General features: G+C 70.8%; 17 protein-coding genes. 8 read left to right on the forward strand and 9 right to left on the reverse strand.

The window, feature by feature from the left end:
- Nucleotide 1: 1 nt before the first annotated feature.
- The 3 genes from JJ691_RS23535 (at nt 2) to JJ691_RS23545 (ending at nt 3,734) form a co-directional block, all read left to right on the forward strand.
- Complete coding sequence (locus JJ691_RS23535) at nt 2-805, forward strand: IclR family transcriptional regulator (protein WP_211770877.1); 804 nt, start codon at nt 2-4, stop codon at nt 803-805.
- Nucleotides 806-924: 119 nt separating this feature from the next.
- Entirely contained in the window at nt 925-2,394 is a 1,470-nt protein-coding gene (locus tag JJ691_RS23540) for an NAD-dependent succinate-semialdehyde dehydrogenase (RefSeq protein ID WP_211770878.1), read from the forward strand.
- Nucleotides 2,395-2,411: 17 nt separating this feature from the next.
- On the forward strand, nt 2,412-3,734 hold the full coding sequence (locus JJ691_RS23545; RefSeq protein WP_211770879.1) for an MFS transporter: 1,323 nt from the start codon (nt 2,412-2,414) through the stop codon (nt 3,732-3,734).
- On the opposite strand, the gene JJ691_RS23550 is transcribed toward JJ691_RS23545, so the two are convergent.
- Together JJ691_RS23550 and JJ691_RS23555 are read right to left on the reverse strand one after the other, a co-directional pair.
- Complete coding sequence (locus JJ691_RS23550; protein ID WP_211770880.1) at nt 3,731-4,144, reverse strand: helix-turn-helix domain-containing protein; 414 nt, start codon at nt 4,142-4,144, stop codon at nt 3,731-3,733. The two genes, JJ691_RS23545 and JJ691_RS23550, sit on opposite strands and share 4 nt — an antisense overlap.
- Before the next feature lie 32 nt (nt 4,145-4,176).
- A complete protein-coding gene (locus JJ691_RS23555) occupies nt 4,177-5,037 on the reverse strand; it encodes an alpha/beta fold hydrolase (RefSeq protein ID WP_211770881.1) in 861 nt (286 codons plus the stop codon).
- Nucleotides 5,038-5,082: 45 nt separating this feature from the next.
- Between JJ691_RS23555 and JJ691_RS23560 the strand changes: the two genes are divergently transcribed.
- Together JJ691_RS23560 and JJ691_RS23565 are read left to right on the forward strand one after the other, a co-directional pair.
- The gene (locus JJ691_RS23560; protein WP_211770882.1) at nt 5,083-5,655 is read left to right on the forward strand and encodes a TetR/AcrR family transcriptional regulator; all 573 of its coding nucleotides are present in this window, start codon (nt 5,083-5,085) and stop codon (nt 5,653-5,655) included.
- Between the two features lie 10 nt (nt 5,656-5,665).
- A complete protein-coding gene (locus JJ691_RS23565; protein WP_211770883.1) occupies nt 5,666-6,142 on the forward strand; it encodes a GNAT family N-acetyltransferase in 477 nt (158 codons plus the stop codon).
- A 30-nt stretch (nt 6,143-6,172) separates the two neighbouring features.
- On the opposite strand, the gene JJ691_RS23570 is transcribed toward JJ691_RS23565, so the two are convergent.
- Entirely contained in the window at nt 6,173-7,063 is an 891-nt protein-coding gene (locus JJ691_RS23570) for a LysR family transcriptional regulator (protein WP_249228135.1), read from the reverse strand.
- 73 nt (nt 7,064-7,136) lie between these two features.
- Here JJ691_RS23570 and JJ691_RS23575 point away from each other — a divergent pair, with 73 nt between their 5' ends.
- The gene (locus tag JJ691_RS23575; protein ID WP_211770885.1) at nt 7,137-7,904 is read left to right on the forward strand and encodes an inositol monophosphatase family protein; all 768 of its coding nucleotides are present in this window, start codon (nt 7,137-7,139) and stop codon (nt 7,902-7,904) included.
- Complete coding sequence (locus tag JJ691_RS23580) at nt 7,904-8,503, forward strand: NAD(P)-dependent oxidoreductase (RefSeq protein ID WP_211770886.1); 600 nt, start codon at nt 7,904-7,906, stop codon at nt 8,501-8,503. The genes JJ691_RS23575 and JJ691_RS23580 overlap by 1 nt, the downstream gene beginning before the upstream one ends.
- Here the strand turns inward: JJ691_RS23580 and JJ691_RS23585 are convergent, their stop codons facing one another.
- Genes JJ691_RS23585 through JJ691_RS23595 form a run of 3 tightly spaced genes read right to left on the reverse strand, consistent with a single transcriptional unit; the run spans nt 8,504 to nt 10,228 of the window.
- On the reverse strand, nt 8,504-8,938 hold the full coding sequence (locus JJ691_RS23585; protein ID WP_211770887.1) for a tautomerase family protein: 435 nt from the start codon (nt 8,936-8,938) through the stop codon (nt 8,504-8,506).
- Between the two features lie 19 nt (nt 8,939-8,957).
- Entirely contained in the window at nt 8,958-9,659 is a 702-nt protein-coding gene (locus tag JJ691_RS23590; protein ID WP_211770888.1) for an SDR family oxidoreductase, read from the reverse strand.
- Between the two features lie 11 nt (nt 9,660-9,670).
- Complete coding sequence (locus tag JJ691_RS23595) at nt 9,671-10,228, reverse strand: TetR/AcrR family transcriptional regulator (RefSeq protein WP_211770889.1); 558 nt, start codon at nt 10,226-10,228, stop codon at nt 9,671-9,673.
- A gap of 220 nt (nt 10,229-10,448) precedes the next feature.
- Between JJ691_RS23595 and JJ691_RS23600 the strand changes: the two genes are divergently transcribed.
- A complete protein-coding gene (locus JJ691_RS23600) occupies nt 10,449-11,183 on the forward strand; it encodes an LLM class flavin-dependent oxidoreductase (RefSeq protein WP_211770890.1) in 735 nt (244 codons plus the stop codon).
- Here JJ691_RS23600 and JJ691_RS23605 read toward each other — a convergent pair.
- From JJ691_RS23605 to JJ691_RS23615, 3 genes are read right to left on the reverse strand one after another with little or no spacing between them, the layout of a single operon-like run.
- On the reverse strand, nt 11,147-11,521 hold the full coding sequence (locus JJ691_RS23605; RefSeq protein ID WP_211770891.1) for a hypothetical protein: 375 nt from the start codon (nt 11,519-11,521) through the stop codon (nt 11,147-11,149). The genes JJ691_RS23600 and JJ691_RS23605 overlap by 37 nt on opposite strands.
- Nucleotides 11,518-12,468: a metallophosphoesterase family protein gene (locus tag JJ691_RS23610; RefSeq protein WP_249228136.1), complete on the reverse strand. Its 951-nt coding sequence runs from the start codon at nt 12,466-12,468 to the stop codon at nt 11,518-11,520. Before JJ691_RS23610 ends, JJ691_RS23605 begins: the two co-directional genes overlap by 4 nt.
- Nucleotides 12,465-12,881: a cupredoxin domain-containing protein gene (locus tag JJ691_RS23615; protein WP_211770892.1), complete on the reverse strand. Its 417-nt coding sequence runs from the start codon at nt 12,879-12,881 to the stop codon at nt 12,465-12,467. The genes JJ691_RS23610 and JJ691_RS23615 overlap by 4 nt, the downstream gene beginning before the upstream one ends.
- Between the last annotated feature and the right edge of the window lie 11 nt (nt 12,882-12,892).

Raw genomic sequence — 12,892 nt, forward strand, 5'->3', positions numbered from 1 at the left:
GGTGGAACGCCACCAGGGCCATGGGCTGCGCCGCGACATCGAACTGCTGGAGGCGCTCGGTTCGGCCGAGGCCCAGCGGGCCGGCGGGCTCGGCGTGGTGCGGCTGGCCCAGCTGGTGGGCCGGGAGAAGAGTCAGGTCTCCCGGGCCCTGCGGGCGCTGGCCGAGGAGGGCATCGTCGAGCGCGACCCCGACACCCTGGAGTACCGCCTCGGCTGGCGGCTGTTCTCCCTCGTCGCCCGATCCGTGGAGAACCGCCTCGTCCGGGTGGCCGAGCCGATCATGCGCGGGCTGTCCACCGATCTTGAGGAGACCGTGCACCTCTGTGTGCTGCGGGACCGTCAGGTGCTGACTCTGCTGTCCATCTCCGGGCACTCCTTCCGGGCCCACGGCTGGGAGGGCCGGGGCGTTCCGGTGCCGTGCACCTCCGCCGGCCGGGTGCTGCTGCTCGACTCCACCCCCGACGACCTCTACGTGCGCTTCCCCGGTGGCGACCTGTCCGCCGGCTTCCCCAACTCCTCCGTCCGGACCCTTTCCGACCTGTGGGCCCGCATCCAGGAGGCCCGCCGGGACGGCTACGCCCGGGTCCGCGAGGAGTTCGAGGACGCCCTCGTCGGCGTCTCCGCCCCGATCCGCGACTTCCGTGGCCGGGTCGTGGCCGCCCTCAACGTCTCCGCCCCGGCCGAGCGGTTGGGCTCGCGGCTGGACGAAGCCGGGCGGATCACCGCGGCCGCGGCGGGCACGGTGTCGGCGCAGATGGGCTGGGAGGCCCGGCCCGTGCGGTCGGCCCAGGCCTGGCTGACCTGAACCGGTATTTCGCTTGCCCGAGAGCGGGACTCGCCGGGTAGTTGCCCTCAGCGCAACTGAGGTGTCGAATTCGGCTGATTCCTTGTTAGCCGGGTATTCCGGGTCGAGAATTCCGGCCCATGGACGTGGATGGAATCGCCAAGGCGTCGGGGAGCGGGGATCTTTTCATCGGCGGCCGATGGCGGGCGGCGGTCGACGGACGGACGTATCCGGTGGCGGATCCGGCCACCGGCGAGGTGATCCGCGAGGTGTCGGCGGCAGGGGAAGCGGACTCCCGCGCGGCGGTGGACGCGGCGGCGGAGGCGTTCGAGGGCTGGCGGGCCACCGCGCCGAGGCGGCGGTCGGAGATCCTGCACGACATGTTCGCGGCGATGCGGGATCACGCCGACGAACTGGCCCGGCTGATCACGTTGGAGAACGGCAAGGCCCTCCGCGACGCCAAGGCGGAGGTGTTCTACGCGGCGGAGTTCTTCCGCTGGTTCAGCGAGGAAGCGGTCCGGGTCGGCTCCAGCTTCGGCGACGCACCGGCGGGCGGGTTCCGGCATCTGGTCCGGAAGCAGCCCGTCGGGGTGACGGCCTTCGTGACGCCGTGGAACTTCCCCGCCGCGATGGCGACCCGCAAGATCGCGCCGGCGCTGGCGGCCGGCTGCCCGGTGGTGCTCAAGCCGGCGCCGGACACGCCGCTGACGGCGCTGGCAGTGGCGGGCCTGCTGGTGGAAGTCGGCCTGCCGGATGGTGTGTGCACTGTGCTGCCGACCGACCGCGCGGCCGAGGTGGCCAACGTCTGGTTCCAGGACGACCGGGTCCGCAAGTTCTCGTTCACGGGGTCGACGGCGACCGGCCGGGTCCTGCTGAAGCAGGCCGCCGACCACGTGGTCAACGTGACGATGGAGCTGGGCGGCAACGCGCCGTTCATCGTCTGCCAGGACGCCGACGTCGACGCGGCGGTGCGCGGCGCGATGGACGCCAAGATGCGCGGCGGCGGCGAGGTGTGCATCGCCGCCAACCGGTTCTACGTGCACGAGGACGTCGCCGAGGAGTTCACGGCGAAGTTCGGCGAGGCGATGGCGTCCGTCCACATCGGACCGGGCCTGGCCGAGGGCGTGACGCTCGGCCCGATGGTGAACGAGGCGGCGCGGCAGAAGATCCAGGGCCTGGTGGACGACGCGCTGGCCAAGGGCGCGAAGATCGCCGCCCAGGGGCCGACGCCCGAGGGTCCGGGCTGGTACTTCCCGGCGACGGTGCTGACCGACGTCCCGCCGGACGCGGAGCTGCTGGCCACCGAGGTGTTCGGACCGGTGGCGCCGATCCTGACCTACCGGGACGAGCACGAGATGCTCAAGCGGGCCAACGACACCGAGCACGGGCTGGCGTCCTATGTGTACTCCGGCAGCCTGGAGCGGGCACTGCGGATCTCCGACCGGCTGGAGGCCGGCATGGTCGGGCTGAACCGGGGGCTGATCTCCGACCCCGCCGCCCCGTTCGGCGGCGTGAAGCAGTCGGGACTGGGGCGGGAGGGCGGGCGCGAGGGCATCGACGCCTTCCTCGAGACGAAGTACATCGCTGTGGACTGGCCGAACGTCCCCTGACAGAACAGGATCGGAAGATGGCAACGAAGCCCGACACCGACAGATCCACCTCGCGCGTCCGTCTCCGCCTGACCCTGGCCACGCAGGTGGGCGAGGGCATCGACGGCTACATCCTGGGCGGCCTGGGCGCGGTCGTGCCCGCGGTGACGACGGCGCTGAACATGTCCGCGTGGATGGTCGGGCTGATCGGCTCGTCCGCGCTGGTCGGCATCTTCGTCGGCGGCCCGCTGTTCGGCTGGTTCGCCGACCGCTACGGCCGGCGCATCGTGTTCCTCACCGACATGCTGATCTTCCTGGTCGGCTCGGTGGCGCAGTTCTTCGTGCACGACGCCTGGCAGCTGTTCATCATCCGGCTGATCATGGGCATCGCGATCGGCGGCGAGTACGCGATCGGGGCGCCGCTGCTGTCGGAGTACGCGCCCAAGGCCAACCGGGGCCGGCTGCTGGCCAGCCTGGAGGTCAGCTGGTACGTCGGCTACATGGTGGCCTTCGCCGTGGGCTACGCGCTGGTCAACGTGCCCGACGGCTGGCGGTGGACGCTGGCCAGCAGCACGGTGATCGCGGTGATCTGCGTGTCGTTGCGGGGCGGCATCCCGGAATCGGCGCGCTGGCTGCTGAGCAAGGGGCGGCGGGCCGAGGCGCAGGCGTTGATCGACCGCTTCGGCATGGACATCGACGTGGACACCGAGGTCGCGGACGCCGAGCCCCGCAACAGTCTGCGGGCGCTGTTCACCAAGGAGCACATCCGCAGCACCATCTTCGCCAGCACGTTCTGGGCCTGTCTGGTGCTGCCGTACTTCGCGATCAGCACCTTCTACCCGCAGGTGCTGGCGGCGCTGGGCCTCGGCGACGACGCGTTGGCGGGTTCGTTGGCCAGCAACGGTTTCGCGGTGCTCGGCGTGGCCGTGGGCTGCCTGTTGGTGGAGCGGATCGGCCGGCGCAAGCTGCTCATCCCGCCGTTCTGGATCACCGCCGTCGCACTGGCGGTGGTCGGTGTCTGGCCGAACGCCCCGATCGCCGTCGTGGTGATCTGCTTCCTGGTGTTCTCCTTCCTCAACGCCGCGTCCAGCGCGCTGACCGCGGTCTACCCGCTGGAGGTGTTCCCGACCTCGATCCGCACCACCGGCGTCGGCTTCGCCACCGCGATGAGCCGGGTCGGCGCGGCGATCGGCACGTTCCTGCTGCCGATCGCGCTGACCCAGGTCGGCGTCGGGTTCACGCTGCTGATCGGCGCGGCGGTGCTGGCCATCGGCGGCCTGGTGTCGCAGTTCCTGGCCCCGGAGACGACTGGTCTGGACCTGAGCCACGCGGTGCGGGCCGCGCACAAGACGCCGGTCTAGCGCCAGTTCACGCCGGCGGCGATGAGAATACGGCGGAGCTGTCCCGCGCCGAGGTCGATGCCCTCGGCGCGGACCGCCTCGGTCAGCGACTCCAGGGTCCACCGGCCCTTCCGGGCGACCGCGACGATCCGGTCGCGGTCGCCGTCGCTGACCCGGGAGCGGCGGCCCGATCCCGGCTGCGCCATCAGTCCCGGCACACCCTGCTCGTCGAACATGGTCAACCAGCGTTTGACCGTGTGCGGGGTCAGGCCGGCGTCGCTGGCGATCGACGCCACGGAGTCGCCGCGCCAGGCGGCCATCACCAGCTGGGCGCGGCGGGCCCAGGCGTTCGCGCCCACGCCGTCGGCCAGGGACCGGATCGCGTGCTCCTCCCAGGCGCCGGCGGGCGGACGGACGGCTGTGGGTGCCATGGTCTCCTTCGTAGCAACGAGCACGTGACCATTCAAGTAATCGGCCGATCTCTGCCCGTGACGGCCGCCACCTCCTGGACGAACGCGTCGACCTCGTCGATGATCCGGGACCACAGCTGGGGCGGGAGATCGTGGCCCATGCCCGGGAACGTCACCAGCTTCGCGCCCGGGATGGCCTTCGCCGTCTCCCGGCCGGCCTTGGGCAGCGCGAGCCGGTCGGCCTCGCCGTGCAGCACCAGTGTCGGCACCCGCAGCCCGCGTAGTTCCCGGCGGCGGTCGCCGGCCTTGATGACCGCCTTGAACAGCCGCTTGTCGCCCTCCGGCCGCAGGCCGTGGTCGAAGTGCTGCCGACCCACCTCCCGCCAGAGCTCTTCGTCCACGGGCGGCGTGCCGGCGATCTTGTAGACGTCCACCCAGAGCTGGCTCAGCTCCTCACGGTTGGTCGCCCCGCGGCTCATCACCCGGTACACCCGCCAGGCCGCCCGGAGGTTCGGGCCGCTGATCCACGGCCGGAGCACCGGCGCGGACGCCAGCGAGATCAGGCTGAGCACCCGTTCCGGTCGGCGAACGGCGGTGGCCTGCGCGAACATCCCGCCCTCGGACATGCCGAACAGGTGGGCCCCGGGCCAGCCCAGGGCGTCGCACACGGCTGTGACGTCGGCGGCGATGTCGTCCAGGGTGAACTGGGCCGTGGTCGGGTCCTGGGACAAGCCGGTGCCGCGGTTGTCCATCCGCGCCACGTGGAAACCCTTGGCGGCCAAGGCTTCGCAGAACGCCGTCGGCCACATCACCATCTGCGCGGCCGCCCCGGTGAGCAGCAGGATCGGCCGACCCTCGTGACCGAACGTCTCGTAGGCGAGGACCACATCCCCGTTGGTCGTCGTTTTCACCATGCACTGCACGGTAACCGCTTTGGCAATGCAGCGTATTGTGAACGGGTGCCGAAGATCGTGGACCATGAGGCGCGGCGGCGGGAGATCGCCGACGCGCTGTGGCGGATCACCCGCCGCGACGGCTGGGAGGCCATCACACTGCGCGGCGTCGCCGCCGAGGCCGGCGTGTCGATGGGCTTGGTGCAGCACTACTTCCGCAGCAAGGACGAGATGCTGCGGTTCGCGCTGGAGATCATCATCGAGGACGTGCGGACCGAGATCCGCAAGGTCGTCGCCGCCCTGCCCGAGCCCCGCAGCCCGCGGCAGCTCGTCACCGCCGTGATGATGGAGCTGGTCCCCCGCGACCGCCCGAACGAGGCCGAGACCGCCGCCGTGTTCATGCGCCGCCTCCAGCTCCGGCCCGAGAGCCTGGCCACGCTCGGCGCCGGCAAGCCCGACCTGCGCGACATGCTCGCCGACCAGATCCGCCTCGCCCGCCCCGACACCGACGCCGATCTCGCCGCCAACGGCCTCATCGCCCTGCTGGAGGGCCTGATCTTCGTGGTGGTCACCGGGCAGCAGACCAGCGCCACCGCCCGGGCGGTAATGGCCGCGCAGCTGGACCACATCTTCGGCTAGCGTCCGCGCAATGGGCGTGCGGCTGGTGGAGATCACCGACGAGAACCGGGAGGCGGTGCGCGCGCTGAAGGTGCACCCGTCACAGGAGCGGTTCGTCGGGTCGGTGACGAGCTCACTGAACGACGCGGTACAGATACCGGAAGCCGAGCCCTGGTACCGGGCGGTGTACGACGGCGACGAGCCGGTGGGCTTCGTGATGCTGAGCTGGAACGTGCCGCCGGGCCGGCCGGGCATTCTCGGGCCGTACTACCTGTGGCGACTGCTGATCGACGGCCGGCACCAGGGCCGGGGCCACGGGACCGCGGTGCTGGACCTGGTCGTCGACCTGATCCGGGCGGACGGCGCGACGGAGCTGTTGACGAGTCACCACCCGGCCGAGGACGGCCCCGGCCCGTTCTACCGGAAGTACGGCTTCGTGCCGACCGGCGAGATCGACAACGGCGAACCCGTGCTCAGGCTGGAGGTCACTCCCCCTGACGCGGGATGACCGCACCGAGCCGCCCTCAGCAGCGTCTGATCAGAGCGCGGCCCGCAGGCCGTCCCGCACCTGGGCGCGCAGCCACGCGTGGGCGTGATCGCCGTCGTAGCGGTGGTGCCACGCGACAATGACCGGCACGGGCGGCAGCTCGAACGGCAGCGGCCGGACGCGCAGCCCGAGCCGGGTCCACGCGGAGCGGCAGACCAGCTCGGGCACAACGGTGACGACGGAGCCGCTCGCGGCCAGTTCCAGGGCGGCACTGGTGATCGGCAGGGCGGCGACCACTCGCCGGTGCAGCCCGAGCTCGGCGAGCCGGTCGTCGATCACGTCGCGGAGCCCGCCACGGCGGGACACCTTGACGTGGTCGGCGGCGGCGAACCGTTCGGGCGTGAGATCGCCGTCGGCGAGCGGATGAGTCGTCCCGCACGCGAGCACGAGCCGGTCTGCGCCAATGGTTTCAGCGGCGATCTCGGGGCGGCTCGGCTCGGTCGCCCCGACCTCCAGATCGGTGTGGCCGCGGGCGAGATCGGCGACGTCGCCGGACGGCTCGCCGAGAAACCGGATCCGCACGCCGGGGGCGGCCCGCTCGACGGCGGTGGTCAGCGTGCTGGCCAGCGCGAACACCAGGGCGTCATGGCAACGCACGGTGAACGTCCGCTCCAGGCTGTCCAGATCCAGTTCCTGCACGGGAGTCAGCACAGCGGCGGCACGGCGGACCAGCTCACGGGTCTCCTCCCGCAGCTCCAGCGCCCGCGGCGTCGGGGTCATCGTGCGGCCGGTTCGCACCAGGATCTCGTCCCCGGTGGCCCGCCGGATCCGCGCCAGCGTGCGACTCATCGCCGGCGGCGACAGGTGTAGCCGGTCGGCCGCGGCGGCCACGCTGTTCTCCTCGAGCAGGGCGTCCAGCGCCACCAGTAGGTTCAGGTCCACATGCACGAGGGTAACTCTTGGCGTAACAAGAGTGCACTGGACGTTAGGCCAGCCCGCTCCTAGCGTCGTGGGCATGAACCTGACCCCCGTTGTCACCGAAGCCGCCGACCGACTGCTCGCCGTGTTCTCCGCGGACGCGCGCCCCGGCGGCAAGTCCGACATGTTCGAGGCCGGCAGCCGAAACGAGACCGTGGCGCTCGACCTGCTCCGGCCGGCGCTGAAGGAGCTGCGGCCCGAAGCCGTGTGGCTGGACGACGAGATGGAGACGACACCGTTGCCGCCGGGCGAGTTCTGGGCGGTGGACGCCGTCGAGGGCAACGTCAACCACGTGCACGGCATGCCGGAGTGGTGCGTCACCGTGACGCTGATCCGCGACGGCGAGCCGGTCCACACCGTTGTGCGCCAACCGATCGGCGACCGCACGTATACCGCGACCCGCGGTGAGGGCGCCTATCTCAACGGAAAGCGGCTGCGGGCGTCGGCCAAGACCGACCTGGACGCCGCCATCGTCAGCACCGGGCAGGCCGAGGCCGGACTGCCCAACACGCATCGCCGCATCGGTGAGTCGATCACCGCGATGCTGGACGAGGCGCTGCTGGTGCGGGCGTTCGTGCCGTCCACGTTCCCGTTGCTGCTGCTGGCATCCGGCCAGCACGACGTGTTCTGGCAGTACGAGCCGGTGCTGCCGGGCATCGCGCCGGGCATGCTGCTGGCCACCGAGGCCGGCGGCGTGGTCAGCCGGATCGACGGCTCGCCATGGCGGGCCGGCAGCCCGGACGTGCTCGTCGCCGCGCCCGGGCTGCACAGCGCCGCCGTCTCCGTGCTGTCGGCGGTGGCGTGATGGAGCTGACCGTGTTGGCGGCCGCCGGGGCGACCGGCCTTGAGCTCACCCGGCAGGCGTTGGCCCGCGGGCATCTCGTGACGGCGATCGCCCGTGCGCCGGAACGGATCGCCCTCCCGGACTCGGACCGGCTGATCCGGGTCGCCGCCGACGTCACCGATCCCGAAGGTATCGCCAAAGCCTTGCGGGGTAGTGAAATCGTGCTGTCCGGCCTCGGCGGTGCGGGGATCCTGACCGCTGGGGCGCGGGCCGCCGTTGACGCCGGTCGGGTCGTCTGGCTGGCCGCTCTCGGCACCGGCGAGTCGGCGGCAGCAGCGGGCTGGGCCACCCGAGCATTGCTCGGTTTGTTCATGCGGGCCGAATTGCCGGACCGGATCGCCGCCGACACCACTGTTCTGCGGGCGGGTGGCACGGTCTTCCACGCCGGCCCATTGTTCGACGGTCCGATCAGTCCGACCCGTCGCACGGTCGGAATCGACGGCGTGCCAAGGCAGTTCTTCCCGGCGCGGGTCAGTCGTGCCACCGTCGCCGCCGCGATGCTCGACGAGGCCGAAACGCCCCGCCACACCGGGCGGATCGCCGTCCCGCTGGCGCGCTGATCAGCGGCCGAGCAGCTCGGAGGACTTGTTCTCGGCCAGCCAGCGCTGCTCGTCCTCGGAGCCGTACGGGGGCGGCAGATAGCCGTCGATGGTCCAGAAGTCGGTCGGCGTGTTGTCGATGTGGATCTCCCAGTTCAACCCGCGGTCGGCGAGGAAAGCCGACAGCCAGTCGTTGAGCATGACCATCCACCGGCGCTGACGCTCGGGATCGGCGTTCTGGCGGGCGATCTGGTCGATCCAGATCCGCACGAAGCGCTCGGCCGGCTCGCCGCCGACGAAGAAGTGCTCGGGGTCGAACTCGTGGAACGCGACGCTCACGTAGAACTTGGGCAGCTTGACCCGCTCGTGGTACAGCTCGGTGATCCGGGTCGAGAGGGCCCTGCGGTCGGCGGCGTCGTAGACGCCCTTGGGGTAGTGGACATGCCACATCGGCATGGGACGGCTCCTGTTCGGGTCAGGGCAGGTTCGGGTACAGGACGCGGAGGTCCTGGCTGAGCCCCTGCTTGATCTTGCGGCTGGTCTCGTCGGCGACGATCTCGTAGTCGTCGGCGGCCAGCCCGGCCAGCGCGGCGTCCACAACGGACTCGGCGGAGACCTTGGGCCGGTCGAGGTGCCGGACCATGTCGGTGTCGACGAAGCCGACATGCAGCCCGGCCACGCGAACCTTGCGCGGCGCGAGCTCCAGCCGCACGGAGTTGGTGAGCGACCACAGAGCCGCCTTCGACGCGCAGTACGCGCCGGCGCCGGGCGCGCTGGTCCACGAGAACATGGACAGCATGTTCAGGATGGTGCCGCCGCCGTTGCCCTCGATCACGCCGGCGAACGCGCGGATCGTCGCGAGCGTGCCGAAGAAGTTGGTGTCCAGGTCCTCGCGGACGTCGGCGAGGTCGCCGGTGAGCAACGACGCCTCGGTGAGCACGCCGGCGTTGTTGATCAGGAGGTTCACGTCCGCCGCGGTCGCGGCGGCGGCCGCCACGTCGTCCGGGTTGGCGATGTCCAGCCGCAGCGGTGTGACACCGGGACGGGACTCGATGGTCTCCGGCCGGCGGGCGGCGGTGTACACCTTCGCGCCGCGGGCCAGCAACTGATCGACATAGAGGCTGCCCAGCCCCCGGTTGGCCCCGGTGACCAGGGCGGTCGCGTTGCTGAGATCCATGGTGTGCTCCTTCAGGCTTGGTCGAGCACGTGCGTGAACATCGCCCGCGCGGCCGGCACCGTGCCCGGGCTCGGGTGGGTCCCGTTCTGCGCCAGCAGACCGTCGATGACCAGCATCAGCCGGTCGGCGGCGCCGGCGACGTCCGGGTGCGCGAGGGCGGTCAGCTCGGTCACGAGCATGTGGTGCAGGCGCTCGAAGTGGGCGCGGGTCTTGGCGTGCACGGGATGCTCGGGATCGGGCAGCCCCAGATCGGCGGCGACGAACCGGCAGCCCTTGAAGTGCTTGTGCGAGGAGCGGTCCACGTAGAAGCCGAAGATCGCCAGCAGCCGGCCGCGTGGGTCGGCGCCGGCCTGCTCCATCCGGGCTTCGATGGCGTCGAGGTCCACTGTGGACGCCCCGGCGATGGCCTCGGCGATCAGATTGTCCTTGCCACCGAAGTGCTGGTAGACGGACCGGCGGGCGACGTCGGCCTCCTTGAGGATGGCGTCCAGCCCGACGCCGACGCCACGGGTGTAGCTCAGCGTCGTGGTCGCGGCCAGCAGCCGCTCCCGGGGTCCCGGTCGGGTCATGCCAGGCCACCACCTCGAAGTAGATCGACCGGTCTATCTATACGCCGAGGTGGCGACGGATGGCAAGCAGGGAGGGAGGCGGCTGACACCCGAAGGCGGCCTTGGTTGCTCCCTCCCCAACCAAGGCCACCCGCGTTGACCAGGGGCGATGCCTGAACCGCATCGGCCGGTGCGGCACGGGACTTGGACACGCCGACCGCTCCGCCCCGAGGCTGGTGTCATGACAAAGCCAGCGTTGGGACCGGTCGGCGTGCACCTGCCGGTCTCCTTCACCGAAGTGCCGCCGATCGACCTACAGCGTGAGGCGGTGCGCCGGCTCGAACACGCGGGCTACGGCGCGGCCTGGACCAACGAGGTGATCGGCGGCAAGGACGCCCTGGTGCAGTTGGCCGTGCTGCTGGCGGCCACCGAGCGGATGGCGTTCGGCACCGGCATCGCCAACATCTGGGCCCGGCACCCACAGACCATGCACGCCGCCGGCGCCCTGCTGGAGCAGGCCTTCCCGGGCCGGTTCGTGCTCGGCCTCGGCGTCGGTTACCCGGAGCAGGCGGCCAGCGCCGGCCTGGAGTTCGGCCGGCCGCTGGCCACCATGCGTGGCTACCTGGAGCGGATGCCGACCGTGGGCCAGGCGCCCGCGCCGGATGTCCGTTTCCCCAGGATCATCGCCGCCAACGGCCCGAAGATGCTGGCCCTGGCCGGGGAAGTCGCCGACGGCGCCCTGCCGGCGTGGCAGCCGCCGGAGTTCACCGCGAAGGCCCGCGAGATACTGGGCCCGGACAAGCTGCTGGTGGTCGGCCAGCCCATTTCTTCCGACAAGCCAACGGAGATCGCCGCGATGGTGCGTGACCACCTGGCTGCCGGCGCGGACCACGTGGAGATCTCGGTGCCGGTGGGCACCGACTTCGCCACCGGCATCGATCAGCTGGTGACCCTCGCACCGGCCCTGCTGGCCTGAATCCGCCACGCCACCACAAGAAGCGCCAGCACGGCGACCTCAGCCAGCACGCTGATCAACGCTTGCGGGGCGGGATCGAAGCCCTGCTCGACGAACGTGCCGATGCCGACCGTCCGTGACATGACGAAGCCGGCCAGCGCGCCGAAGGCGAGTCCGGCGGCGGCCAGCCGCGGGATCAGGGCGTTGCCGAACAGCAACAGCACGGCGATCGCGAACGAGCCGCTGGCCTGGAGCAGGAACGCCGGCCCGACAAGGGGAATCACCCGATACCCGTGCAGGTAGAGGTCGGCGTGGATGTAGCCGCTGAGGGCCAGCAGGACAGCGGTGACGTACCTCATGCCAGCTTCACGTCCTTCACGGCCAGGCCCGGATTCCCTTGCCGGTAGGCGACTTCGCGGATGCCGAGGGCGTCGGCCAGCTTGCCCGCCGGCAGCGTCTGCGGTGTCGGCGCGGGGCCGACGCCCGGCTTGGGCAGCGGGTACGCGGTGGTGGTCGCGCTGTGGAAGGTGATGTTGCCCTCGGTCTTGGTGAACAGCTGGTGCACGTGCCCGTTCAGGCAGGTCACCGAGGAGAACCGGCGCAGGTAGGACAGCGCCTGCACGGCGTCGTCGGTGCCCCACCCCCAGGCCGGGTACATCTCGAACAGCGGGATGTGGCTGAACACCACGATCGGCGTGTCCGCGGACAGCTTGGCCACGTCCTTGCGGACGAACTCCAACTGGTCCGCGCCCAGGTGCCCGAGCTTCTCCAGGCTCAGGGTGTTGACCAGGGACAGGAAGTGCACGCCCTTCATGTCGAAGCTGTACCAGCCGTCGCCGGCGGTGCCGGCGCCGAAGGCGGCCCGGTACTTCTGGCCGGTGTCGTCCACGGAGTCGTGCTCGCCGGGCACGGTCAGGGTCTGCGACGTGTTGAGGTGGCTCATCATCTGCTTGACCTGGTCGAACTGCGCCGGCGTCGACAGGTGGGTGAGATCCCCGGTGTGCATCACGAAGTCGGGCCGGAACGGCAGGGCGTTGACCTGGTTGATGGCGTGCTGGAAGGAGTCCTCGACGGCCGTGTTGGCCGTGCCCTTGAAACCCAGGTGGCTGTCGCTGACCTGCACGAACCGCAGCGCGTGCGGGTCGGCCAGCGGGTCGACTGGGGCCGCTGCCTCGGCCGGGCCGGAGATGTGGCTGATCACCTCGCCGCCGGCCACCGTCAGCACCACCGCCGCACCGAACCACGCCGTGTGCCGCAGCAACTGCCGCCGGGTCATGCCATGTTCGTCCACTTCCGCGTCACTCACGGCGTCACCGTCACGGTCGCGGTCATGAACGGGTGGATGGTGCAGAGATAGGAGAACGTGCCGGCCTGGGTGAAGGTGTACTGGAAGGTGTCGCCCTGGTTGAACGGCTTGGAGTTGAGCGGGCCGGACTTGCCGTCGCTGGTCACCGTGTGCGGGTCCTGGTCGGCGTTGGTCCAGGTGACCGTGGTGCCGACCTTGACCGTGATCACCGCCGGGTCGAACGCGAAGTTCTTGATGGACACGGTGTTGGTCGCCACCGGCTGGTCCGAAGTGGACTGTGACGTCGTCGGCATCGACATACTCGGCATCGACGTGGTCGGACCGGGCGTCGACACGGCCGGGCTGCACGCCGTCAGCGCGAGCATCGCCGCGCCGACGGCCACGATCCCCCTTGCCCCATGGGATTTCCTCATGCCCAGGGATA

This window comes from Kutzneria sp. CA-103260, from assembly GCF_018263855.1.
Lineage (GTDB): Bacteria > Actinomycetota > Actinomycetes > Mycobacteriales > Pseudonocardiaceae > Kutzneria.

What these genes read in the sequence shown, in the direction of transcription:
- JJ691_RS23590 (WP_211770888.1), bottom strand. Translation starts at nt 9,659, where the DNA reads ATGGATCTCAGCAACGCGACCGCCCTGGTCACCGGGGCCAACCGGGGG.
- JJ691_RS23585 (WP_211770887.1), bottom strand. Translation starts at nt 8,938, where the DNA reads ATGCCGATGTGGCATGTCCACTACCCCAAGGGCGTCTACGACGCCGCC.
- JJ691_RS23555 (WP_211770881.1), bottom strand. Translation starts at nt 5,037, where the DNA reads ATGGTGAAAACGACGACCAACGGGGATGTGGTCCTCGCCTACGAGACG.
- JJ691_RS23545 (WP_211770879.1), top strand. Translation starts at nt 2,412, where the DNA reads ATGGCAACGAAGCCCGACACCGACAGATCCACCTCGCGCGTCCGTCTC.
- JJ691_RS23575 (WP_211770885.1), top strand. Translation starts at nt 7,137, where the DNA reads ATGAACCTGACCCCCGTTGTCACCGAAGCCGCCGACCGACTGCTCGCC.
- JJ691_RS23540 (WP_211770878.1), top strand. Translation starts at nt 925, where the DNA reads ATGGACGTGGATGGAATCGCCAAGGCGTCGGGGAGCGGGGATCTTTTC.
- JJ691_RS23580 (WP_211770886.1), top strand. Translation starts at nt 7,904, where the DNA reads ATGGAGCTGACCGTGTTGGCGGCCGCCGGGGCGACCGGCCTTGAGCTC.
- JJ691_RS23550 (WP_211770880.1), bottom strand. Translation starts at nt 4,144, where the DNA reads ATGGCACCCACAGCCGTCCGTCCGCCCGCCGGCGCCTGGGAGGAGCAC.
- JJ691_RS23600 (WP_211770890.1), top strand. Translation starts at nt 10,449, where the DNA reads ATGACAAAGCCAGCGTTGGGACCGGTCGGCGTGCACCTGCCGGTCTCC.
- JJ691_RS23605 (WP_211770891.1), bottom strand. Translation starts at nt 11,521, where the DNA reads ATGAGGTACGTCACCGCTGTCCTGCTGGCCCTCAGCGGCTACATCCAC.
- JJ691_RS23615 (WP_211770892.1), bottom strand. Translation starts at nt 12,881, where the DNA reads ATGAGGAAATCCCATGGGGCAAGGGGGATCGTGGCCGTCGGCGCGGCG.
- JJ691_RS23595 (WP_211770889.1), bottom strand. Translation starts at nt 10,228, where the DNA reads ATGACCCGACCGGGACCCCGGGAGCGGCTGCTGGCCGCGACCACGACG.
- JJ691_RS23565 (WP_211770883.1), top strand. Translation starts at nt 5,666, where the DNA reads ATGGGCGTGCGGCTGGTGGAGATCACCGACGAGAACCGGGAGGCGGTG.